This window comes from Paenibacillus sp. ICGEB2008, from assembly GCF_000307675.1.
Lineage (GTDB): Bacteria > Bacillota > Bacilli > Paenibacillales > Paenibacillaceae > Paenibacillus > Paenibacillus polymyxa.
Window position 1 is genome coordinate 259,290 of sequence record NZ_AMQU01000008.1, and the last position, 24,582, is coordinate 283,871.

Here is a 24,582-nt window from a genome sequence, read left to right on the forward strand (position 1 = left end):
AATGAAAAAAATTATTAAACATAGCCAGGCACTCTTTTTTGCTTTTTGTGTTGTGTTATTACTAGCAGGGTGCGGTGCGGGGCAACAATCAGCTTCAAGTGGTAGCAGCGCGGTCCAGAACGAGGTCTCCGGCCAGGATTCATCGAAAAAGACTGAAACTGTAGAACTGACCATTTCCGCAGCTGCGAGCTTAACAGATGCACTCAAAGAAATCCAGACATTGTACGAATCATCCCATAAAGGTATTCAATTGAATTTCAACTTTGGTGGTTCTGGTGCACTGGAAAAGCAGATTGAGCAAGGAGCTCCATCGGACTTGTTTTTGTCTGCTTCGAAGAAAAACATGAAGTCTCTCGTAGATCAGCATTTAATAGAGAGCAATAAACAAAAAACATGGCTGACGAACGAGTTGGTAGCGGTGATCCCTGCTGACGGGACGACGAGCATCACGAGTGTAAAGGATGTAATGCAAAAAGAAGTGAAAAAGGTAGCAATCGGTATTCCTGAGAGTGTACCTGCAGGCAAATATGCACAGGAAGCACTGACGAACGTTAAGCTTTGGGATGTGTTACAAGACAAGCTCGTTCAGGCAAAAGATGTTAGACAAGTGCTGCAATATGTAGAAACGGGTAACGCAGATGTCGGATTTGTGTATAAGACAGATGCGTTAACTTCGCAAAAGGCGAAAATTGCTTTTGAGGTGGACTCTAAAACTTATTCAACGGTTGAGTACCCTATCGGGATCATCAAAGCTTCCAAACACATCCAAGAAGCCGAAAGCTTCTATGAATACCTTCAATCGCAAGAATCTCTGAACATTATGGCTAAGTATGGATTTACCATACCGAAGTGAGCATGCAGGCTATAGATTGGAGCGAATATTGGCCTCCGATTCGATTATCGTTACAGATTGCACTGTTATCCAGCGTTTTGGTGATCCTATTAGGCTTGTTTGCGGCATGGTCCATGTCGCGGTTAGGATTATTTAAAGGGAAAACACTCGTTGAAACCGTGCTTATGCTGCCTTTGGTGCTCCCGCCGACGGTAGTTGGATTTTTACTGCTAATCTTACTCGGACGAAAAAGTGGATTTGGACGTTTGGTGGAGCATTGGTTTGGCGAGCCTATTGTATTCTCATGGTGGGCTGGGGTCGTGGCCGCGGTGGTTGTGGCTTTTCCCCTAGTCTATCGGACACTGAGAATGGGATTCGCTGCAGTGGATCGTGACTTGGAAAACGCGGGGCGCTCGATGGGGGCAAATGAATGGCAGGTCTTCCGATATATCACCTTTCCTTTGATTTTCCCTTCTTTTAAAGCGGCCTTTATACTTGGTTTTGCCCGTGGGCTGGGAGAATTCGGTGCTACGCTGATGATTGCCGGAAATATTCCGGGTAAAACACAAACGATCCCTACAGCCATCTATATTGCAGTGGATTCTGGTCATCTTCCTATGGCCTGGGCTTGGACATGCTCTATCATATTCATTTCCTTTATAATGCTCCTGTTAACAGGCCAAAAGAACAATTAATCTATTCATACAAGCTTCCCTCTGGTAGAGGGGGGCTTTTTTTGTATCTTTCCTTAGAACGAGGGATTTTCTATAGCGCTATAGGACATTCCCTAATGGGAACGGAGAGGAATGAATTACATAATGAGAGTAAGCGAATGAATCTTCCCCGTGAGTTTGCGATGGGCTGATTCATTCTGAAAAGGAGCGTTGATCACCGATGAAAAAAAAATACAGTCTCAACTTCTTCAAACCAATCGAGAGCTATTCCGGAAATTGGTCAATCCTTGAAGAAAAAAATAGAGAATGGGAAAACGTGTACCGCCAGCGTTGGTCTCACGACAAAGTGATTCGCACGACGCATGGTGTTAACTGTACCGGCTCCTGTAGCTGGAAGGTTTTTGTTAAGAACGGCATCATCACTTGGGAAAATCAGCAAATCGATTATCCCTCCTGCGGTCCAGACATGCCAGAATTTGAGCCGCGTGGATGCCCGCGTGGTGCTTCATTTTCCTGGTATGAATACAGCCCGTTACGTGTGAAATATCCATATATGCGCGGTAAGTTATTGCGACTATGGCAAGCTGCCCTCAAGGAGCATAGCAATCCGGTAGACGCATGGGCCAGCATTGTGGAAGACCCGGAGAAAGCCAAGCTCTACAAATCGGCTCGCGGCAAAGGCGGGCATGTTCGTGTGGCTTGGGATGATGTTCTACACCTGATTTCGGCGCAATTAATTTATACCATTCGTAAGTACGGTCCTGACCGGATCGCAGGCTTCACACCCATTCCAGCGATGTCAATGATAAGCTACGCCTCGGGAGCGCGGTTCATTTCATTGCTTGGTGGGGAAATGTTGAGCTTTTACGACTGGTATGCTGATCTTCCGCCTGCTTCTCCCCAAATTTGGGGTGAGCAAACGGACGTACCTGAATCCTCAGATTGGTACAACGCGGGCTACCTGATCATGTGGGGCTCGAATGTGCCGCTTACCCGGACGCCGGATGCCCACTTTATGACGGAAGTACGCTATAAAGGAACCAAGGTCGTATCCGTGGCTCCGGATTTGGCGGAAAATGTGAAGTTCGCTGACAACTGGCTTGCACCCAATCCGGGTACAGACGCCGCTGTGGCACAGGCGATGACCCATGTCATTCTGGATGAGTTCTACCAGGAACGTCAGGAACCCATGTTCATTAACTATGCCAAGCAATATACAGATATGCCATTCATGATTCTGCTTGATCCCCACGAAGGGGCCTGGAAAGGTGGACGTTTTCTGCGGGCGAGTGATCTGGGAGATGCTTCACAGCACGCAGACTGGAAACCGGTCATATTCGATGAAGTAGCAGGGGAAATGATGGTCCCGAACGGTACAATGGGACAGCGCTGGGAGCAGGATAAGAAATGGAATCTGATCCTGGAACGGGAAGATGGAACCAAGGTTGAGCCTGCGCTCACGGTGGAAGGTCATGACGAGCAATGGGAAGAAATCGTATTCCCTTATTTTGATAACACAGGTAACGGAACATTCAAACGTGTCATTCCGGCGAAAAAAGTACGTCTGGCTGATGGTTCAGAGCGCTTCGTAGCCACCGTATATGACTTGATGATGAGTCAGTATGGTGTCGCTCGCAATGATAGCCCTCATAATGCAAAGGATTATTACGATGCAGCTTCTCATTACACTCCTGCCTGGCAGGAGAAGATCACGGGAGTCAAGGCATCGGTCGTAGTGCAAGTTGCTCGCGAATTTGCTCAGAACGCTATCGACACTCAAGGACGTTCCATGATCATTATGGGGGCGGGGATCAATCACTGGTTCAACAGTGACACCATTTATCGCTCCATCTTGAACCTGGTCGTGCTGACGGCTTCCCAAGGTGTTAACGGTGGAGGCTGGGCGCATTATGTAGGTCAAGAGAAGTGCCGTCCTATTGAAGGCTGGTCAACGATTGCCTTTGCAAAAGACTGGCAGGGACCGGCTCGGTTGCAAAATGCTACTTCATTTTTCTATTTTGCAACAGAACAGTGGCGCTATGAAGAAAGCGGCACCGACACATTGAAATCGCCGACTGGGGGAGAGGTCAGTTACCAACATCCGGCGGACTACAATGTACTTGCTGCACGGTTGGGCTGGATGCCTTCTTACCCGCAGTTTAATAAAAACAGCCTGCTATTCGCCGAAGAGGCGGCGCAATTAGGCAAGAAGTCAAACGAGGAAATCATTAACCACACTGTGGAAGAGATTAAATCGCGTAAGACCCGTTTTGCTATTGAAGATCCAGGGGCAGCGGAGAACTTCCCGCGTTCGCTCTTTATTTGGCGGTCCAACCTCATTTCCAGCTCGGCCAAGGGACAGGAATATTTCATGAAGCATTTGCTCGGAGCCTCCGACGCGCTGCTTGCCCGGCCGAACGAAGATCAGAAGCCTGAGGAAATCGTTTGGCGGGAAGATGTGGAAGGAAAGCTTGATTTGATGGTCGCACTTGATTTCCGGATGACCACAACGCCATTGTACGCGGATGTCGTACTTCCGGCGGCAACCTGGTATGAGAAGACGGATTTGTCCTCGACAGACATGCATCCGTTCGTGCATCCATTTAATCCTGCGGTGAATCCGCTTTGGGAATCACGTTCGGACTGGGATATTTACCGTCAGCTGTCTGAAACCTTCTCGAACATGGCCAAAGAGCATCTACCGGGAATATATAAAGACCTTGTAACTGCACCGCTTGGGCATGATTCCATAGGCGAAATTGCGCAACCGATGGGGCTTATAAAGGACTGGACGAAAGGCGAGGCCGAAGCTGTGCCGGGTAAAACCATGCCTAATTTCAGCATCGTAGAACGCGATTACACCAAAATTTACGATAAATATGTTTCGCTCGGTCCAAATTTGGCTACTGGAAAAACGGGCGCGCATGGCGTTAGCTTCTCGGTAGCGGATGAATATGAGGAATTGAAGAAGCTGAACGGGGTTTATTACGATGAGTCCATTAAAGATGGACTGCCGAAGATCCAGACAGCCCGTCAAGTGGCTGATACGATTCTTCATCTTTCGTCTGCAACGAATGGTCGTGTCTCGCAAAAAGCATACGCAGAGGCGGAAAAGGATCACGGTGTGAAGCTAATGGACATCTCAGCCGACCGCGCCGCCGAAAAGATCACGTTCCAAAGCATTACAGCGCAGCCGCGTGAAGTTATACCGACACCGGTATTCAGTGGCTCTAACAAGCAGGGACGTCGCTACTCGCCATTTACCACGAATATTGAGCGTCTCGTTCCGTTCCGGACTTTGACAGGAAGACAGCATTTCTATATCGATCATGAAATCTTCCAGCAGTTTGGGGAGTCGCTGCCTATCTATAAACCGACTTTGCCACCGATGGTATTCGGTACACGTGATCGGGAAATCAAGGGTGGCCAGGATTCACTTGTGCTTCGTTATCTGACTCCACACGGGAAATGGAATATTCACTCCACTTATCAGGATAACCAGCATATGCTTACGTTGTTCCGTGGAGGCCCAACGGTATGGATCAATAACGAAGATGCAGCAACTCATGCTATTGCCGACAATGACTGGCTGGAGGTGTACAACCGTAACGGTGTCGTAACCGCCCGAGCAGTTGTCAGTCACCGGATGCCAAGAGGAACGATGTTTATGTACCATGCTCAAGATAAGCACATTCAAGTGCCAGGCTCCGAAATCACGGATACACGCGGGGGCAGTCATAATGCGCCAACAAGAATTCATCTCAAACCGACCCAGATGGTTGGCGGATACGCTCAGCTTAGCTACGGGTTCAACTATTACGGTCCAATCGGCAACCAGCGCGATGTGTACGTAGCGGTACGTAAAATGAAGGAGGTTAACTGGCTTGAAGATTAAAGCTCAAATTGCCATGGTCATGAACCTGGATAAATGTATTGGCTGCCATACGTGCAGCGTGACGTGCAAAACAACTTGGACAAACCGCAAAGGTGCGGAATATATGTGGTTCAACAACGTGGAAACGAAGCCCGGTATTGGTTATCCAAAACGCTGGGAAGACCAGGAACAGTATAAGGGGGGCTGGCAGCTTCGCAAAGGGAAACTTGAACTGAAGTCAGGGAACAAGCTGTCCAAGATAGCGCTCGGTAAAATTTTCTACAATCCCGATATGCCTGAAATGAAGGATTATTATGAACCCTGGACTTACAATTATGAACATTTGACCAACGCCAAAGAGCAGAAGCATTCTCCGGTCGCGCGTGCACAATCTGCTGTAACAGGCGAAAAAATGGATCTGAATTGGGGGCCAAACTGGGAGGATGATTTGGCAGGTACCCATGTGACAGGACCTCTCGATCCCAATATTCAGAAAATTGAAGAAGAGATTAAATTCAATTTCGAGAAGTCGTTCATGCTGTATCTTCCTCGGCTTTGCGAACACTGTTTGAATCCAAGCTGTGTCGCATCCTGCCCTTCAGGTGCCATGTACAAACGGGACGAGGATGGCATCGTGCTTGTGGATCAGGAAGCATGTCGCGGCTGGAGATATTGCATGACGGGTTGTCCTTATAAGAAAGTGTACTTCAACTGGCAGACGAACAAAGCAGAGAAATGTACCTTCTGCTTCCCGCGCGTAGAAGCCGGGTTGCCAACCGTCTGCTCCGAGACGTGTACCGGACGAATTCGTTACCTTGGCGTTCTATTGTATGACGCGGATAAGGTGCAGGAGGCTGCTTCTAAAGAGGATGAGAAAGATCTGTATAAAGCACAGTGTGATTTGTTCTTAGACCCAAGTGATCCAGCGGTAATTGCGCAGGCAAAAAAAGATGGGATCTCGCAAGATTGGATTGAGGCTGCGCAGAACTCACCGGTCTACAAGCTTGCTATTGAGTATAAGCTGGCATTCCCGCTTCATCCGGAATACCGCACGCTGCCGATGGTCTGGTATGTACCACCACTTAGTCCGATCATGAATTACTTTGAAGGGAAAGACTCCATCGAGAATCCAGATATGATCTTTCCAGCTATCGAAGAAATGCGCACGCCTATTCAGTATCTTGCCAATATGTTGACGGCGGGCGACACCCAGACGGTGAAAGAATCGCTGCAGCGGATGGCTATGATGCGCTCCTATATGCGTGCCCAGTCCACAGGACAATCTTTCGATGAAAGCCGTCTGGAACGCACCGGCATGACAGCACGTCAGGCCGAGCAGATGTACCGGCTTCTGGCCATTGCCAAATACGAGGACCGTTTCGTTATTCCAACATCGCATAAAGAGGGTTATTCTAATCCATATCGCGCCCAAGGAGCTGCTGGTTACGGTGATACCTTAGGGAATATGGAAGGTTGTGGAGTTGCAGGAGCTGGCTGTAGCGGTTGTAGCCTGGCAAGCTCCACGGGAATGGAAGAGCCTTCGAAATCAGGCAAGCAAATGTATGAAGAAAACTTCTACGGGGGTATTTGGCGTGATTAATGTAGCGAAACTGTATGAATTCAAGCCTTCATTCGGGTTTTTCGCCCAACAACTCATGTACCCGGAAAAGCTGGATTTTCATCCGGCTTTTCTGGAAGCATCATTTGATCCGGATCATCCTGCGTATACGCATGCTCATAAGTACTGGTCTTTGATGCAAGAGTTTAGTATGGAAGAGATCCAGGAACTGTATACAGAAACCTTCGATTTTCAAAAAAAATTGCGCACTATATATGACTTACTTCAAGTTCGAAGATGCAAAAGAAAGAGGACAAATGCTGGTTAAGTTAAAGGTTCTCTATGAAATGTATGGTCTTGAAATGCCAGATGGAGAGCTGCCTGATTATCTGCCGCTCATGTGTGAATTTCTGTATGCCGCCGAATGGGTGCAGGATGCAAAGACGACAGAAAACTTCCGCATGCCCATCGCGATTTTGGAAGATGGCACTTATCATTTGCTTAAAGCGCTGGAAAAAATGGAAAGCCCGTATTTTCATCTGGTCAAGGGACTGCGCGAAACGCTTAAAGCTTGCGTAGAACAGGAGGCAGCCACGTTATGATGATGGAGCAGTTTTTATGGGTCATTTTCCCTTATATGTGCGTGGTTATCTTTATCGTAGGTCATATCTTCCGCTATAGAACGGACCAGTTCAATTGGACGGCAAAATCAAGTGAATTTATTGAAAAGAAACAATTGATGATCGGAAGTCTCTTATTCCACTTGGGGATCATTCCTGTTATATTTGGTCATGTGTCTGGTCTGGGTATACCCAAAACCTGGATGCATGCACTGGGGGTAAACGATCATCTATATCACATTGGAGCGGTCTATATTGGTGGAATATTTGGAGCCATGACGTTCCTTGGGATGTTGATACTTACCTCTCGACGTTTTACAATTCGTAATGTGCGCCGTTTAAGTACAGCTTCTGATTTGATCGTAAACGTATTGCTGTTGGCGCTTGTGTGCATGGGGATGTTTGCCACACTCGTAACGAATGCGGTTCAGCCGGAATTTGATTATCGGGAGACAATCTCGATCTGGTTCCGCGGTTTGTTCATATTCCGTGTTGACCCTACACTGATGAGAGATGTACCGATTTCTTTCAAGCTTCATGTACTTATGGGTTTTGCGATTTTTGCATTCTGGCCGTTTACCCGGCTTGTACATGTGTGGAGTGTTCCGTTGAATTATGTGCGCAGAAGTTATATCCTTTACAGAAGACATAAATCAAACTAGGAAAGCGGGCTCTGCCTTCTTTCCTAGTTTTATTAGGAGAGAGTGATGAATAATAAGATGGATTATCAAAGGGAGCTTGAGCGAATACGCGAACATTTCGGTTATGATTTTATGGCACTTGCTCTGGTTGAACCGGCCGAATATCAATACGTCATTAAATGGAAAAACGCCGCTGGCAATTTGAATGATCGATTTAAGCGGATTGTACTGCAATCTGGAAAGGGTATAGCAGGAGTCGTGTTTAAAACCGGGAAATCTATCTTTATTCCATCTGTTCATCAATTTGTTGGGGCAGACAACCTGTTTAACTATCCAATCGTTCAATCCGAGAAGCTCAAGAGTCTCGGCGCTGTACCCCTGTGGAATGATGCTCGCGTCGCGGGTGTACTGCTGGGTGGATTTCGAGAAGAACAGCTGATGACCGAAGCTATGATGCGTGATTTGGAAACCTTGGCACATAGGGGAATTGGAGAGTTGAACGGGAAGGAAGTGATCTGAATTGACATTGTCTATAGGGACAGACTCTTTGAGTGCGCTAATGGTGAAGATGTTTGAGAACAGTACAGAAGCTATCTTCTTTTTTGATAGGGAAGGGAAAACCCTAGCCATGAACCCGGCGGCTGAGGAGATTGTAGACGATGACGTTCTCATTCAACTCTATGAAGGACAGGACAGGGCCTTATGTGGAACATGCAGAGGCTATACAAGCGACACAGAGCCCCGTACCTGCCTTGACTGTTATTTCAATGTGCCTGAATCCAACAATTTTGCTTCTTTTCAGGTTTATCTGGAGACGAAAAGCAACGGAATGGTTCCCTATGCAGCTTCTTTTCATACGATTGATTCTACAAATGGAATCCGGGTGCTGATGCTGAGAGATTTGACCCCGCAATTTCAGACGCAGGAGAAATTGTATCAGAACAAAATGATGAAACATGTTATTGAAGCACAGGAAAACGAGCGTAAACGGCTTTCCAGAGAGCTGCACGACAGCGTCGCCCAGGAATTGATGAGCGCGGTTGTTGAACTACGGGTATTAAAATACATGACGAATGATGAGCAGCTCATTAAAAACATGAAACAAACAGAAGCATCCATGACACGCTTGCTGGATGATATCCGCAACCTGTCTGTGGATCTTCGTCCTGCTACCCTTGATGATTTTGGACTTGAGGCGGCATTCCGTTCCCACTTTAAGCGGGTCGAGCAAAGTTTTGGTCTAGTGGTTGAGTTCGTATCTGATCTTCCCCAGAAGCGGTATGGAAGCGAAAAAGAAACAGTCATTTATCGCGTCTGTCAGGAGGCTGTGCTCAATGCGTTGAAGTATGCCCAGGTGGATACCGTTAAAGTTACTTTGTCGGAGCACGAACACGCGCTTCGTTTGACTGTAGAGGATAATGGGATTGGCTTTGATAAGGGGGGCAAGCCTATTGGGACAGGACTAGGCTTGTATGGTATGCAGGAGCGAGCAGAACTGGTAGGTGGAAGTTTTGGCGTCCTTTCGAATGTTGGCCAAGGAACCAAAGTCTTTTTACAAATTCCGATTGGACACGAGGAGGAATAGAAACTTGATCAAAATTGTATTAGCGGATGATCATGCCATTGTACGAAGCGGATTTTCCATGATTCTCAACTTCCAATCGGATATGGAGGTTGTCGGAACGGCTGCGGACGGGATTGAAGCGTATACTATGGTAGCCAAACATCAGCCGGATATTCTAATTATGGACCTCAGCATGCCTCCAGGCGAAAGTGGATTGATCGCCACAGGCAAGATTAAAGAGGACCATCCTGATACTAAAATTCTGATTTTGACCATGCATGACGACGAAGAATATCTATTTCATATTTTGAAGAATGGTGCTTCAGGGTACGTTTTGAAAAATGCACCAGATGAGGAGCTATTGCTTGCCATACGAACCATTCATGGGGGCGGGACTTATATCCATCCTAAAATGGCCACTTCTCTCGTGCGTGAGTTCATTAAGAAAGACACAACATCACAAACCGAAGATCCGTATGAGATTCTGTCCAAGCGCGAGCTGGAGATTCTCCCTCTGGTCGCGAAGGGGTACGGTAATAAGGAAGTTGCCGAAAAGCTGTTCATCTCTGTCAAAACCGTGGAAGCGAACAAAGCTAAAATCATGGAGAAATTGAATTTAAAAAGCCGGCCTGAGCTGGTCCAATATGCTTTAAAGAAAAAAATGCTGGATTTCTAGTTTATGAAGAAGATTATTTTTAATCCAATAATATATCTACAATGAATCAAGCAGCTTCTTACGAGAAGCGGCTTTTTTATTTTCAGGGACTCCCCTGACCGGGAAAGGGGAGTCCCCTATATTCGAAAGGAACGGCTAGCGGCTACAATGGGAACAGAAAAATACAAATCAAACATTCGACAGAATAAAGTTGAAAAGGTGAGTTAAATGATTAGAAAAATGCAGTTGCCGCTACAAACATTGAACCTGATTCTTGGATTCATGGTGTGGGTCATCATTTCTTCCCTCATGCCGTTCATTACGGAGGATATTGCGATTCCACCCGGAAAACTGGCCATGGTTACGGCGATTCCGGTCGTGCTTGGATCGATTCTGCGCATTCCGCTTGGTTATTATGCCAATATCTTCGGGGCAAGAATCGTTTTCCTCGTTAGCTTTGTTTTGCTTTTGTTTCCGGTCTACTATATCAGTGAAGCTTCGACGATGACGGATTTAATTATCGGTGGCTTGTTCCTTGGAATCGGGGGAGCGGTGTTCTCGGTTGGAGTGACTTCACTGCCCAAGTATTATCCGAAAGAAAGACATGGCTTTGTCAACGGGATGTATGGTGTGGGCAACCTGGGGACAGCGGTAACGACTTTCTCCGCTCCGATTGTAGCGACACAGGTAGGATGGGCACTTACAGTCAAACTGTACCTTATCCTATTGCTTGTTTTTATCGTTTTGAATTTCTTCTTTGGGGACCGTCATGAAGCTAAAGTCAAGACGCCCATTATGGAGCAAATCAAAGGGGTTTACAAAAATGAAAAGCTTTGGTTTTTCTCGCTCTTTTATTTTATTACGTTTGGCTCATTTGTAGCGTTTACGGTGTATCTACCGAATTTTCTCGTATCGAATTTCGAACTGGATAAAGTGGATGCAGGGATGCGTACAGCAGGCTTTATCGCGATTGCTACATTCTTCCGCCCGATCGGTGGCTGGCTGGCGGATCGTTTTCAGCCCTTGTTCCTGCTGGTAGGTACGTTTGCTGTATATACGGTCGCTGCGATTCTTTTGGCTTTTTCCCCAGACATCACCCTGTATACCGTAGGGTGCTTGGCTATCGCTGTGAGTGCGGGAATCGGGAACGGTGTCATTTTCAAGCTAGTTCCATTTTATTTTAATAAACAGGCAGGCATAGTGAACGGAATTGTATCCATGATGGGTGGCCTGGGTGGCTTTTTCCCTCCGATCTTGTTATCGACGATTCATGCGGCTACTGGCCAATATTCCATTGGGTTCATGTTACTCTCCCAAGTGGCACTGGCTAGCCTGATTCTCGTCATATGGCTATATTATCAAGGACGTTTCCCCGTAACTGCCGAGCAGAACCGCTTTGAGAAACAAAAGGAACTTCAGCAGTAAAGCATTAAGAGTGGAGAAATTATAAAGACACCTTTAACGTTTCTAGCGAGAGCCACAGGAAAAAGCACAAAGTTAACGATCGCTCTTCAACGTTAGGGGGACATTGTGATGAAGGAACGTTATTCAAGACAGATCTTATTTAGACCCATCGGCAGTGAAGGACAACGTAATCTGTCTGAAGCTGTTGTTACCATTATCGGCTGCGGGGCACTAGGCTCCGCCATCGCTGAAACATTAGTAAGAGCGGGCGTCGGAGAGATTCACCTGGTTGACCGTGATTATGTGGAGACGTCGAATCTGCAACGCCAGCAGTTATTCACGGAGCAGGATGCTGCACAAATGCTCCCCAAGGTAACGGCTGCTGAAAAAAGGTTAAAGGCGATACGAGAAGACGTACGCTTGTATACCTATCTCGACAGCTTGGATACCGGGCTTGCTCAAGAGCTTGCTGGTAAAAGCACATTGCTGATGGATGCAACGGATAATTTTGAAACCCGGCTGCTTATAAACGATGCTGCACGAAAGGCTGAAATTCCATGGATTTACGGCGCCTGTGTTGGAAGCACAGGCGTTGTTTTTCCGTTCGTGCCGGGCAAGTCAGCTTGTTTTCGTTGCCTACTGCCATCGCTGCCGGCAATCAATCAGACCTGCGATACGGCTGGAATCATCTCGCCCGCAGTTCAAGTGACGGCTGCTCTCCAAAGTGCAGAAGCCATGAAATGGCTGAGCGGTAAACGTGATAAAATGCGCAGCAAGGTTCATTTATTTGATCTATGGGAAAATACGCAGATGGACATAGGGATTTCCCGCATCCGCAATCAGAATTGTCCGACCTGTGGAGAACATCCTGTGTTTCCTGCACTGACCGCATCCCGTCGCTCGGCGTATGCTTCGCTGTGCGGACGGGATGTAGTGCAGGTTCTTCCAGACCCTCATCGTCCGATTACGTTGGACGATGCAGAGAAAATGGGCAGGCTTATGGCGGAACGTGTAAAAAGGACCCCTTATTTCGTTGAATTTTATGCCTTTGAGCACCGAATGATTTTATTTAAAAACGGAAGGCTCCTCATTCACGGTATTGGAAGTATTGCCAGAGGTCAAAAGCTATACCATCAGTTGTTCGGTTAAACAAGGGATATAGATCCAGGAAATATAAATAGTGAGCAGAGTTTTCATAGCAGAGTAGCTTGCCAGGTGGCTGGAAGGTGGAAAAGATGAGTGTATTTGAAATCGTGACGGAGCCCATTCTTCCGCAGATTTATGCAGATTATGTCTTAAGACCAGAAGCGGGAGCGGTGACCGTGTTTACAGGGCACGTAAGAGAGTGGACCCAAGGCGTACGGACATTATATCTTGCTTACGAGGCCTATGTGCCTATGGCTGAGAAAAAGCTTGCAGAGATTGGCCACGAAATTGAACAGAAATGGGAAGGGACAAGAGTAGCAATTGCACATCGGATTGGTGAGCTTCAGATCGGTGATATTGCCGTTGTCATCGCTGTTTCTTCACCACACCGCTCGGATGCGTATAAGGCGAATGAATACGCAATCGAACGAATCAAGGAAATCGTTCCGATCTGGAAGCGAGAGATATGGGAAAACGGAACACAATGGATCGGACAACAAAAGAAAAAGCCGGAGGAAATCAGTCATGATTAAGCTGTACTATTTTGCGGGACTCCGTGAAGTAACAGGAAAATTCGAAGAAATGGCAGATTTGGCAGGCCAAACTGTAGGGGAATTATACAGTTGGATCACAGATAAATACCCGGATATGCCGATCAATTCTACACGAATTGCAGTAAACGAGGAGTACGCGTTGCTTACAGATGTACTGCAGGATGGAGATATCGCAGCTTTTATTCCGCCTGTCAGCGGCGGCTAGTGAAAGTGCTTGTCATGTGTCCATGTCCGCAACGTCAAATACAGCTAATGAAAAAAAGAAGGTGGTCACATGAGTTCACATCCGCTGAAGGACCCATTGCGGCGTCCGATTCGTGATTTACGTATATCTGTTACGGATCGCTGCAATTTTCGCTGTTCCTACTGTATGCCAAAAGAAATTTTCGGCGACGATTTTGCCTTTCTTCCCAAAAGCGAATGCCTATCGTTTGAAGAGATTCATCGGCTTACGGAGCTCTTTGTAGGCCTTGGGGTCAAAAAAATACGACTCACAGGTGGTGAGCCGTTAATGCGACCGAACCTTCCCGACCTTGTCTCTAGTATTTTGTCTATCAGTGGAGTTGAGGATATAGGGTTGACCACAAATGGTTTGCTACTAGGGCAACAGGCGCAACGCCTCTATGACGCGGGACTGCGACGGCTTAATGTCAGTGTAGACGCTCTGAACCCCGAGCTATTTGGGCAGATGAATGGACGGGGCATTAAGCCTGCGTTTATTTTGAAGCAGATCGATTTTGCAAGAGAAATCGGTTTTGAGATTAAGGTCAATATGGTGGTTCAAAAAGGTGTAAATGATTCTGAGATTTTGCCGATGGCTGCTTATTTTAAGGACCAGAGAATAACTCTTCGTTTTATTGAATTTATGGATGTAGGTAACGATACCGGATGGAGCTTCAAAAAGGTAGTAACAAAAGAAGAAATTATGGAGCGACTTAAGAATGAGTACGAGTTGGAGCCGGTAGATCAGAATTACTTTGGAGAAGTGGCAAAACGTTACCGTTATAAAGACAGCGACGCGCAAGTTGGCTTTATTACTTCGGTTTCGGATTCGTTTTGCTCATCCTGCACGCGTGCCCGTTTATCTTCTGATGGTAAGTTTTATACGTGTTTGTTTGCTTCAGACGGATTTGATTTGCGCCAGATGCTTCGTAACGGGGCGAATGATCAGGAATTACTTGATGCGATTACTTCAGTATGGGAACAACGCATAGATCGGTATTCCGATGAACGTACAGAACAGACTGCAAACAACAGAAAAAAAATTAACATGTCCTACATTGGCGGCTGACATTTTTATACGGGTAATGTGCCGTATTCGATGTGGATATTCCCAAAAAGAAAGCGCAAACATTTTTGTTGGCAAAACTTAAATTCGATGTTATTATGATCTTGGGATTGTTACTGAAAAGGCAAAACCCGGGACATGGAACTGGACTTCCATGTGTTGGGTTTTGCCTTTTCTTTTTGTATACAGATTTGAAATAACGTAGAAAGGTGAGTGATAGTGTAGGGCTTATTCCTCTTTATGAATGCGCTTTCATTTTAATGAGTTTATAAATCTACACATTATAGTTTGGTTTACAGCGAAAGCTTGATCGGCTATTACCGTCTTGTGACCTATCTGAAATATCGCCCAGCATCTAAATCCTTTTTTAGATTATTGCGGGATCAGGGGGGCAGCCAGAATGATCATAACAAAGATATTTAATAATAACGCCATAATAGCCAAAGATTCAAAAAGGCATGAATTTGTTGTTATGGGTCGTGGAATTGCATTCAAAAAGAATGCAGGAGAACAAGTAGAAGAGCATTTAATTGAAAAGGTGTTTGTACTTAAACAAAAAGATGCTTCAGAGAAATTTAAATTACTGTTAGAGGATGTCCCTACAGAATATGTTTCGTTATGCTATGACATCATTGAATATGGAAAGAGCATATTGGAAGCACAGCTGAGCGACTATGTATATGTTTCGCTTACAGATCACATGAACAATGCATTTAAAATGTTTGATGAAGGATTTAAAAATGCAAATCCGCTCATCTGGGAAATTAAAAAATTTTATCCTAAAGAGTTTGGAGTTGGCTTAAAAGCGCTGGAGTTTATTGAAGACGAAACAGGTAAACGATTGTCTGAAGATGAAGCAGGTAATATAGCTCTTCATTTAATCAATGCTCAAGTCAACAGCTCCTACCATAAAGTAGCGGATGTCGCTCAGCAAACTCAAAAAATACAGGATATCCTAAATATTATTAAGTACTCTTACAATATTACCCTGGATGAACACTCGACCAGCTATGAACGATTTATTACACATTTAAGGTTTTTCTTTCAGCGATTAATTCAAAAAGAAAAAAAATTAGCACTGGAAGATGATTTTCTATTAAGGCAAGTAAAAGCAAAGTACAAAAAAGCTTACAACTGTATGCTAAAGATTGAGAAATACTTGGACACGGTATTGTCAGATGAAGAAAAACTGTATATAACGATTCATATTCAGCGCGTAACTCAATGACCAATTGAATAACTCCTTGGATTGTTACTGGTAATGCAGGCGAAACCAACCTAGATCGAATTTGATCTATTTTGGTTTTGCCTTTTTTTATAAATACAAATAAAGGGGCAGTTACAATGAAGTATGAGACATTAGCAAAAGACATCATCAGAAATGTCGGCGGCAAAGAAAATGTAAATAGTCTAACTCATTGTATTACACGCTTGCGCTTCAAGCTAAAGGATGAAAATAAGGCCAATACAGAGGTTCTGAAAAATATGGATGGTGTCGTCACGGTGGTAAAAAGCGGGGGACAATACCAAGTTGTGATCGGTAATCATGTGCCCGAGGTTTATGCGGATGTTGCTGCGATAGGCGGCTTCCAGGCAGGTGATTCAGAAGAAACATCAGGTGAAAAAGTCAGTTTGTTCAATAGGTTTATTGATACCATTTCAGGTGTATTTACACCCACGCTGGGTGTCTTGAGTGCCACGGGTATGATTAAGGGTTTTACGGCCTTGTTTGTAGCTATAGGCTGGCTGACTGTTACATCGGGTACCTATCAAATTCTCAATGCTTTAGGAGACTGCTTGTTCTACTTCTTCCCTATTTTCCTGGGGTATACGTCAGCTAAAAAATTCAATGCCAACATTTTTATAGGTATGGCGATCGGGGCGTCACTTGTTTATCCAACCTTTAGCACGATAACAGCCTCGGGTAAACCGCTATACACTTTATTTAGCGGCACTATATTTGAGTCACCGGTATATATCACCTTCTTAGGTATTCCGGTCATTCTGATGAGCTATGCATCAACGGTTCTTCCGATTATTGTATCCACCTATGTAGGCTCAAAAATAGAAAATTTCTTTAAAAAGGTCATCCCTAGCGTAGTGAGAACATTCTTGGTTCCGTTTTTCACTTTGTTAGTTATTGTACCCTTAGCGCTGATTGTGATTGGACCACTCTCGACTTGGGCAGGTCAACTGCTTGGCGCAGCCACCCTCTTTGTGTATAACTTAAGCCCGATGATTGAAGGTATTATCATGGGGGCTTTCTGGCAGGTATTTGTTATTTTTGGACTGCACTGGGGTCTTGTTCCTATCGCTATGAACAACTTGGCGGTGCTCAAATTCGATCCGATCCTTGCTGCAACGCTGGGAGCCTCCTTTGCTCAAACAGGTGTCGTACTGGCGATTTTGTTCAAAACCAAAAATGTAAAGCTGAGATCCCTTTCCATTCCAGCTGTCATCTCCGGGATCTTTGGTGTAACAGAACCCGCGATTTACGGGATTACATTACCACGTAAGAAACCATTCATTTTAAGCTGTATAGCGTCTGCAGTAGGTGGCGGTATTATCGGAATGATGGGAACGAAAGGCTATATCATTGGCGGCTTAGGCATTTTCGCGATTCCGAGCTATATTAATCCGTCAGGAATAGACAGCGGATTTTATGGGGCTGTTATTGGTATCCTGGTAAGTTTCGTATTAGGCTTCTTGCTTATGTTTTTTGGCGGATTTAAAGATGATGAGGTGAAAGAAACGAAAAAAGAAGTTAGTTCAACGGGAGCAGCAAAAGGAGGAGAAGTATTAATAAGACAGGAGACGGTAATTAGTCCGTTAAAGGGTGATGTAAAACCTTTATCTGAGGTAACTGATGAAGCCTTTTCGACAGGTGCTCTGGGTAAAGGGATTGCCATTGAGCCTTCCGAAGGCAAGGTCGTTTCACCTGTTGATGGTGTCTTAACATCCTTATTTTCGTCAGGTCATGCGATCGGAATTACCAGTGATCAGGGCGTGGAAATTCTCATCCATGTAGGTAAGGATACAGTCAAATTAAAAGGTAAACATTTTTATCCCAAAGTAAAACAAGGGGAAGCCGTCAAAAAGGGACAATTGCTCATGGAGTTTGATCTGGAGGCTATCCAAGAGGCTGGTTATGTTCTGACTACTCCTGTAATTGTTGCCAACACTGCTAGTTACTTGGATGTTATTGAAACGGAGAAGAAGACGATTGGTTATAAAGAGGATTTGTTGACGGTCATGGTCTAAGATACCTATATTTTAGGAGGAATAAACAATGAACAATAATATAACCAAGGAGTTTCCACAAGGATTTTTATGGGGAGGGGCCACGGCTGCTAACCAATTTGAAGGTGGGTATAACGTGGATGGTAAGGGACTAAGCACTGCTGATGTAATAACAGCCGGGACGCATACTATTTCCCGAAGAATTACGCCTGTATTGGAAGAAGGAATGAACTATCCAAGTCATGAGGCTATTGATTTCTACCATCATTATAAAGAGGATATCCGATTATTTGCTGAAATGGGTTTCAAGGTTTTTAGAATGTCCATCGCTTGGTCCAGAATATTTCCTAACGGAGATGATATCGAGCCGAATGAGCAAGGCTTGCAGTTCTATGATCGTGTGTTCGCAGAATTAAAAAAGTACAACATTGAGCCGTTGGTTACGATCTCACATTATGAAGCACCGTTTCATTTAACCCAAAAATATAACGGCTGGTCAGATCGCAGAGTGGTAGATTTTTATGTAAGATATTGTGAAGTTCTTTTTAACAGATACAAAGATGTCGTAAAATACTGGCTCACCTTTAATGAAATCAATATCTTAACCTTGTCTTTTGGGGCGTTCATGGCTGGAGCGATGATGCCAGAGGGGAATGGAGAGCTTGCCCATGCTACAGTGAAGGATGAGCAGGTCCTGTATCAAGCTTTGCATCATCAATTTGTAGCCAGTGCAAAGGCAGTAAAGCTGGGGCATGAAATCAATAAGGATTTTAAAATTGGCTGTATGATTGCTTATATGTGTTCATACCCACTTACCTGTAACCCCGATGATGTTTTGCTCGCTCAACAAAAGGATAACTTGAGTAATTTCCTATGTTCAGATGTTCAAGTAAGAGGTGCTTATCCCGGATTTGCCAAACGATATTTTAAAGAACATAATATCCAAATTACGATGCAGGACAATGATGAGGACGTCTTAAAAGAAGGATGCGTAGATTTTTATACTTTCAGTTATTATTCATCCACTTGTGTCAGTGCAGACCCCAATCAGGAGAAGGTGGGTGGGAATTTATCCATGGGATTAAAGAATCCCTATTTAAAAGCAAGCGCCTGGGACTGGCAAATCGATCCGCAGGGATTGAGATGGTCCCTCAATAACATTTATAATCGATATGAAATCCCGTTAATGGTTGTGGAAAATGGTCTGGGCGCTGTGGATATAGTGGAAGAAGACGGCTCCATTCAAGATGCTTATCGAATTGATTATCTAAAGCAGCATATTGAGCAAATGAAAGAAGCCATTGCTGATGGAGTAGATTTAATAGGTTATACACCTTGGGGATGTATTGATCTAGTAAGTGCGGGAACCGGTGAAATGAAAAAACGCTATGGATTCATATACGTCGATAAGGATAATGAAGGTAAAGGAACACTTGCCAGATCCAGAAAGAAGAGCTTCTATTGGTATAAGAGTGTGATCGAAACTAATGGGGAACAGCTGGACTAAATATTAGTGTGTGTCTTCAAAAAGTGATGCAGTCAGCGCATGCCTATTCAGTAGGTATGCGCTGTTTGGATTTAAAACCAGCTTCCCTTCAGGAAACTACGGTGAATGTATACAGATTAGGAGATCACCATAGTCAATAGTATGTTAATTTTACTAAACACATGGGTTGAAAATGTCGAAATAAAGGGTAGGGTGGATAACAAAATATAAGGAAGTGGATACATATTATGAATCAAGTAGAAGCTGTTTTGTCTGCCATGCCGTTTATTAGAGAAGCTGCACGACATGATGTTTTAATATCTGTAATGGATAAAGAAAAATTTCTATTCTTTCAGTCGGGGAAAAGTTTAGTCTATGATTTCAAGGCAGGCGACCCTCTCCCTGATGTACACAAGAACTTCAAAATGCTAGTAGACGGAGAAAAGACCCGAGTTCGCTATGATGCCGAAGTTTTCGGGTTTGCTGCTGATTCATACTTTCATCCGATAAAGAATGAACAGAATGAGATTGAGGCAGTAATGTGCATCACCTATAGTATGGATAATCAGGATCAACTGAAGAAGTTGATGAGCCAAGCAGAGGATGTTACAAGCAAGCTAGTGGAAGGGATTCAGCATGTAGCAGCCCATTCGGAGGAGCTTAGTGCGACAGCCGAGGAAATTTTAAGCAATACGAAAAAGGCGGTTGAGGACTCTGGTAATGTGACTGAGGTGGCTGGCTACATCAAGGAAATTTCAGAGCAGACAAACTTGCTTGGACTAAATGCAGCCATTGAAGCTGCTCGGGTGGGTGAGGCAGGAGCAGGATTTGGGGTTGTTGCCGCAGAAATCCGCAAGATGTCTACGGGCACCAAGGAAGCCACTGGGCGAATCGAGCAATCCTTGCAAGCTGTCAGACAATCGGTTTATAGTATGGAACAAGAGATTACGCAGATTACTGTATCTTCCCAAGAGCAGGCCAAGCTTGTGTCGGAGTTCATGAATATTATTGATCAATTAAATGATACCAACCAAGGCTTGAGAGGTTTAATAGAGAAAATCACGAATGATGTGGATGTAAAATAAAGATTGGAAGAAGTCTCGGTCTGTGAATTGTGCATTCCGTCATGGAAATGTGATCACAGGGCGAGGCTTTTTTAAGTTTATTAAATCATTTGGAGTGGATACATATATGAATTTGAATGGGTTGAATGAACAGAGTTACACAGAACTAGAGGATTATTGGGTGCGTGTATTTCTAAATTTAGTACAAGATCAGGATAAAGAGAACTGGGTGATTCCTTATTACAACACATCCTTTTCTAATGGTCAGAAAGTTATGGATATGAACCCCATTTTTTCGGCTAAATCGAAAATAAGTCATAAATCCATCAGAATCATTCATGAAACGGTTAATGAGGGGGATGACGTTCACTATTGGTTAGATACGAATGGGAAAAACGAATTAGTTATTATTTGTTCCCCATCACAGCAACATGTGCACAAGGTAAAGGGGATCATTAAACGCTGGATTTATGAATGAGATCCATTATCCATAATCAAATCTTTTCCGATATAATAGGGAAGAGAAGCCATAGAACAGATACTACCTCAGAGAGGTGATTTACAATGACCGTTGATATTCTCCGACGTAATAATGTAAAAGTGTTGGGTACAGGCAGCCAGACGATTGTATTTGCTCACGGCTTTGGATGCGATCAGGATATGTGGCGTTATATCGTCCCTAGCTTTATCGACAACTACCAAATCGTCTTATTTGATTACGTTGGTTCTGGAGATTCCCAAATAAAATACTATGATTCCCAAAAATACAGTGACTTGCAAGGATATGCCCAAGATGTGCTGGATATTATGGAAGCGTTAGAGTTACGGAATATCATATTCGTCGGACACTCCGTTAGCAGCATGATCGGAATGCTCGCATCCATCCGAAGCCCTCAATATTTTGAACGCATTGTCATGCTCGGTCCTTCTCCACGCTATGTGAATGACCTGCCTTTTTATTATGGAGGTTTCGATAAGAGTGATATTGATGAATTACTGGATATGATGCAAATGAACTTTATTGGCTGGGCTAGTTACATGGCGCCCATTGCTATGCAAAATCCCGAGCGAGGGGACTTAACCGAAGAGTTGGAAAAGGCATTTTGCTCCAGAGATCCTCATATTGCACGGCAATTCGCAGAGGTTACATTTTTTTCAGATTGCCGTGTCGATCTTCCGCATGCTTCGGTTCCTACGCTTATTCTCCAGTGCTCAGACGATAGTATTGCTCCAATTGAGGTAGGGGATTATTTGCATACCCATCTTAGAAATAGCAGACTTCAGCAGATGAGAGCAAAGGGGCATTATCCTCATTTAAGCCAACCAGGAGAAACGAGCGATTTAATCAAAGAATATTTAGCCAGTGTGTAATATCGAAAGAAAGGCAGTCATGCAATGGATATTCAATTAGATAAAGCTCCCTGTGGATACTTTTCAATTTCGGACGCTGGGATCATTCAATCGGTAAATCAAACTTTATTGGACATGCTTCTTTATGAACGTGATCAATTGCTCGGGCGGCCGATTGAAACGACAATGTCTGTTACGAACAAGCTATTTTTTCATACTTATTTTTATCCCTACATCCAGTTGTACGGGCATGTTGATGAGATGTACTTCTCGTTTCGCACAAGTGATCGACAGGATGTGCCTGTACTTCTAAACGGAGTTCGGCAGGAACGCAATGGAGAAGCTGTTATTGATTGTGTAGTGCTTATGATGCGTAAGCGGATTGAACATGAGAAAGATATACTACAGACCAAAACCAAGCTTCAGGAATTATATCAGGCGACGAATGAAGCAAACCAGAAGCTTGAACGGTTGCACGAAGAATATGAAATCAAACAGCAGGAACTAGTGCGGATTAATCACCAGCTAGAAACGATGGCGTCAACCGACCCGTTAACTGGGCTTAAAAATAGAAGATATTTTCAAGATCAATTACAAATCAGCCTAGCCTCCTTTCAAGAGACCGGAATACCTTTCTCGTTGCTGATCATTGATATTGATCGTTTCAAAAACATTAACGACACTTATGGTCATCCGGTGGGCGACCTGGTGCTCACTAATCTGGCTGAGTTACTACAATCCATGTCACAGGAGATGGATATTGTCGCTCGTTATGGTGGCGAGGAGTTTGTCATTATTCTTCCGGGCAACGACGCAGAGGAAGCCATTCGTGCAGCAGAAAGATATCGCTCCACGACGGCCTCAAGGGATTGGGGAGATTACAGCATTACTGTGAGTATTGGCGTGGCAACGGTTACGCAAGCGGATACGGAACAATCGATAGTTCATCAAGCAGATTTGGCACTGTATGCTTCCAAGAGTGGCGGGAGAAACCGGGTCACGCATGCAGCAAGTCTTATAAAGAGATAGATAGAGGCTTCATAACTATATGAAGAGCTGGAGGATAAAATGGGCGAAGCGTACAAGCTGGACTGTGATATCTGTGCTTATACTGAGAACATATTTGTGGGGTTTGGTTTATTGTATATGCGTTTGGAATCCATTGCTTCGTTTGTACAGGATGCTGCCCTTAAACGGCGTATTGAGGAATTCATAGGCAACCCTTCGGCGAGATATGATGCTTATGACGCTCTGTATGTGTGCCCGGTCTGTCAGGCCATCCGCAATGAATTGTTTATTGAGATGGAATCGGACTCATCACAGTATAAAATTTCTCATGCTTGTCCTAGATGCGCGAGTGTTATGCAGCAGGAACACATTGAAAACAATGTGCCGGTTCATTTGAGCTGCCCAGCATGTGAGAAGGGTAAATTGAAGGCAACGTTTTATATGGATTGGGATTAATAGATTCCCCGAATATCTCCACAGCATACTCCAATAAGCCTGGTCAAACCAGTCAAATTCAGCTAATATTAATGATAACGATTCTCATTTGTGGTATCAGAATGAATGAAAACCTTTGAGGTGAACGCCTGTGAATTCAAATTCGTTATCATTAATATATCAGCATTATTTAGAAAAAACTCCGTTTAGAAAACAAAACGAGCATACGTATATGATGTTACCGGAAGCGGGCGACGGACATATTTACCGAGTTACGACTTACAGCGGAATCGAGATTGTGTATTCGCATATTCAATATCACGAGCCTTATCCGACGAACTTTGCCTCCAGAGGACAAATGATTGAACTTCAATTTGCACTTTCGGGTCAACGTCATGTAAATATAGCTGGTCTGGACTATACGCTCCCGATAGGGCGGGGTGCTCTTATTTTTTTACAGGATTTCAAAGCATATTTCCATCCTCCCGTTAACGAACAATACCAATCCTTTGCGCTTGGCATTCCTGTCTCGTTGTTTAATTATGCAGCTTCACAGTTGGCAGCTCGTCGACAGGTAGCTATTGAATTTAATCAAATTCTGAAGGGTGCTGCGTTCCATCATCTTAGTTTTGAACTGGATCACAGAAGTATAGTGATGATTGAACATTTGATCAAAGACTTGAAAAGTGTGCATAAATCGCCTTTATTAATGGAAGCAGCGGCACTAGAGATTTTGAATAGGTTTATGATTCAATTATTTGATTTAACTCCCATGCCCGAAGGCTTATCTAAAGAAGATGTCAGAAAGTTGCATATGGCTCGGCAAATCCTTGAATCCAGCATGATTGATCCTCCTTCACTGATCGCATTATCAAAAAAGGTTGGATTAAATGATTTTAAATTAAAAAAAGGATTCAAAGCATGTTTTGGAACAACTGTATTTGAACATTTGCGCCAAATTCGTCTTGAATATGCGATGAAGCTGCTTCGAAGCCAGGAAAGCAATGTAACAGAAGCTGCGATGGCTGTAGGATACAGTAATGTGAGTGCATTTTCAGAGCAATTTTTCCGGGAATACGGAGTGAAGCCATCATCTTTAAAGAAAGTATTTTAAAAAATTCTGTTTTGACCATGTTAAAAAATATTAAGTAAGTAAACAAAAAGCTGGAACCCGTAATAGATAGGATTC

Annotated in this window: 22 protein-coding genes and 1 pseudogene; all 23 read left to right on the top strand. The window is 44.3% G+C overall.

Features of this window, described 5'->3' with window-relative positions; all coding sequences use genetic code 11:
* Window position 1: 1 nt before the first annotated feature.
* On the top strand, window positions 2–853 hold the full coding sequence (gene modA, locus C400_RS0109935; protein ID WP_017426860.1) for a molybdate ABC transporter substrate-binding protein: 852 nt from the start codon (window positions 2–4) through the stop codon (window positions 851–853).
* The gene (modB, locus tag C400_RS0109940; RefSeq protein ID WP_016821794.1) at window positions 850–1,527 is read left to right on the top strand and encodes a molybdate ABC transporter permease subunit; all 678 of its coding nucleotides are present in this window, start codon (window positions 850–852) and stop codon (window positions 1,525–1,527) included. The genes modA and modB overlap by 4 nt, the downstream gene beginning before the upstream one ends.
* Window positions 1,528–1,726: 199 nt before the next feature.
* The gene (locus C400_RS0109945; protein ID WP_017426861.1) at window positions 1,727–5,401 is read left to right on the top strand and encodes a nitrate reductase subunit alpha; all 3,675 of its coding nucleotides are present in this window, start codon (window positions 1,727–1,729) and stop codon (window positions 5,399–5,401) included.
* The gene (narH, locus tag C400_RS0109950; protein WP_017426862.1) at window positions 5,391–6,980 is read left to right on the top strand and encodes a nitrate reductase subunit beta; all 1,590 of its coding nucleotides are present in this window, start codon (window positions 5,391–5,393) and stop codon (window positions 6,978–6,980) included. Before C400_RS0109945 ends, narH begins: the two co-directional genes overlap by 11 nt.
* Window positions 6,973–7,540, top strand: a pseudogene (gene narJ / locus C400_RS0109955) (nitrate reductase molybdenum cofactor assembly chaperone). Before narH ends, narJ begins: the two are co-directional and overlap by 8 nt.
* Window positions 7,537–8,220: a respiratory nitrate reductase subunit gamma gene (narI, locus tag C400_RS0109960; protein ID WP_013372381.1), complete on the top strand. Its 684-nt coding sequence runs from the start codon at window positions 7,537–7,539 to the stop codon at window positions 8,218–8,220. Before narJ ends, narI begins: the two are co-directional and overlap by 4 nt.
* A 45-nt stretch (window positions 8,221–8,265) precedes the next feature.
* On the top strand, window positions 8,266–8,718 hold the full coding sequence (locus C400_RS0109965) for a GAF domain-containing protein (RefSeq protein ID WP_016821790.1): 453 nt from the start codon (window positions 8,266–8,268) through the stop codon (window positions 8,716–8,718).
* 1 nt (window position 8,719) lies between these two features.
* Complete coding sequence (locus C400_RS0109970; protein ID WP_017426863.1) at window positions 8,720–9,784, top strand: PAS domain-containing sensor histidine kinase; 1,065 nt, start codon at window positions 8,720–8,722, stop codon at window positions 9,782–9,784.
* A 7-nt stretch (window positions 9,785–9,791) separates the two neighbouring features.
* Window positions 9,792–10,439, top strand: a complete 648-nt coding sequence (locus C400_RS0109975; RefSeq protein ID WP_038978085.1) for a response regulator transcription factor — start codon at window positions 9,792–9,794, stop codon at window positions 10,437–10,439.
* Between the two features lie 207 nt (window positions 10,440–10,646).
* The gene (locus tag C400_RS0109980; protein ID WP_017426864.1) at window positions 10,647–11,843 is read left to right on the top strand and encodes a nitrate/nitrite transporter; all 1,197 of its coding nucleotides are present in this window, start codon (window positions 10,647–10,649) and stop codon (window positions 11,841–11,843) included.
* Window positions 11,844–11,951: 108 nt separating this feature from the next.
* Window positions 11,952–12,971: a ThiF family adenylyltransferase gene (locus tag C400_RS0109985; protein ID WP_017426865.1), complete on the top strand. Its 1,020-nt coding sequence runs from the start codon at window positions 11,952–11,954 to the stop codon at window positions 12,969–12,971.
* Window positions 12,972–13,057: 86 nt separating this feature from the next.
* The gene (locus tag C400_RS0109990) at window positions 13,058–13,501 is read left to right on the top strand and encodes a molybdenum cofactor biosynthesis protein MoaE (protein ID WP_026065414.1); all 444 of its coding nucleotides are present in this window, start codon (window positions 13,058–13,060) and stop codon (window positions 13,499–13,501) included.
* Complete coding sequence (locus C400_RS0109995) at window positions 13,494–13,727, top strand: MoaD/ThiS family protein (protein WP_016821782.1); 234 nt, start codon at window positions 13,494–13,496, stop codon at window positions 13,725–13,727. The genes C400_RS0109990 and C400_RS0109995 overlap by 8 nt, the downstream gene beginning before the upstream one ends.
* A gap of 69 nt (window positions 13,728–13,796) precedes the next feature.
* A complete protein-coding gene (gene moaA / locus C400_RS0110000; protein ID WP_017426866.1) occupies window positions 13,797–14,813 on the top strand; it encodes a GTP 3',8-cyclase MoaA in 1,017 nt (338 codons plus the stop codon).
* A gap of 397 nt (window positions 14,814–15,210) precedes the next feature.
* Window positions 15,211–16,038: a BglG family transcription antiterminator LicT gene (licT, locus tag C400_RS0110005; protein ID WP_016821780.1), complete on the top strand. Its 828-nt coding sequence runs from the start codon at window positions 15,211–15,213 to the stop codon at window positions 16,036–16,038.
* A 116-nt stretch (window positions 16,039–16,154) separates the two neighbouring features.
* The gene (locus tag C400_RS0110010; protein WP_017426867.1) at window positions 16,155–18,071 is read left to right on the top strand and encodes a beta-glucoside-specific PTS transporter subunit IIABC; all 1,917 of its coding nucleotides are present in this window, start codon (window positions 16,155–16,157) and stop codon (window positions 18,069–18,071) included.
* Between the two features lie 28 nt (window positions 18,072–18,099).
* Window positions 18,100–19,557, top strand: coding sequence for a glycoside hydrolase family 1 protein (locus tag C400_RS0110015; RefSeq protein ID WP_017426868.1), 1,458 nt, complete (start codon window positions 18,100–18,102; stop codon window positions 19,555–19,557).
* A 227-nt stretch (window positions 19,558–19,784) separates the two neighbouring features.
* On the top strand, window positions 19,785–20,621 hold the full coding sequence (locus C400_RS0110020) for a methyl-accepting chemotaxis protein (RefSeq protein WP_017426869.1): 837 nt from the start codon (window positions 19,785–19,787) through the stop codon (window positions 20,619–20,621).
* A 106-nt stretch (window positions 20,622–20,727) separates the two neighbouring features.
* Entirely contained in the window at window positions 20,728–21,078 is a 351-nt protein-coding gene (locus C400_RS0110025; RefSeq protein WP_206704146.1) for a hypothetical protein, read from the top strand.
* Window positions 21,079–21,164: 86 nt separating this feature from the next.
* Window positions 21,165–21,971, top strand: a complete 807-nt coding sequence (locus C400_RS0110030) for an alpha/beta fold hydrolase (RefSeq protein ID WP_017426871.1) — start codon at window positions 21,165–21,167, stop codon at window positions 21,969–21,971.
* Between the two features lie 24 nt (window positions 21,972–21,995).
* Window positions 21,996–22,979 (top strand): sensor domain-containing diguanylate cyclase, encoded by a 984-nt coding sequence (locus tag C400_RS0110035; protein ID WP_017426872.1) that lies wholly within the window; start codon window positions 21,996–21,998, stop codon window positions 22,977–22,979.
* A gap of 39 nt (window positions 22,980–23,018) precedes the next feature.
* Window positions 23,019–23,414: a hypothetical protein gene (locus tag C400_RS0110040; RefSeq protein WP_017426873.1), complete on the top strand. Its 396-nt coding sequence runs from the start codon at window positions 23,019–23,021 to the stop codon at window positions 23,412–23,414.
* A gap of 130 nt (window positions 23,415–23,544) precedes the next feature.
* The gene (locus tag C400_RS0110045) at window positions 23,545–24,507 is read left to right on the top strand and encodes a helix-turn-helix domain-containing protein (protein ID WP_017426874.1); all 963 of its coding nucleotides are present in this window, start codon (window positions 23,545–23,547) and stop codon (window positions 24,505–24,507) included.
* Window positions 24,508–24,582 lie beyond the last annotated feature (75 nt).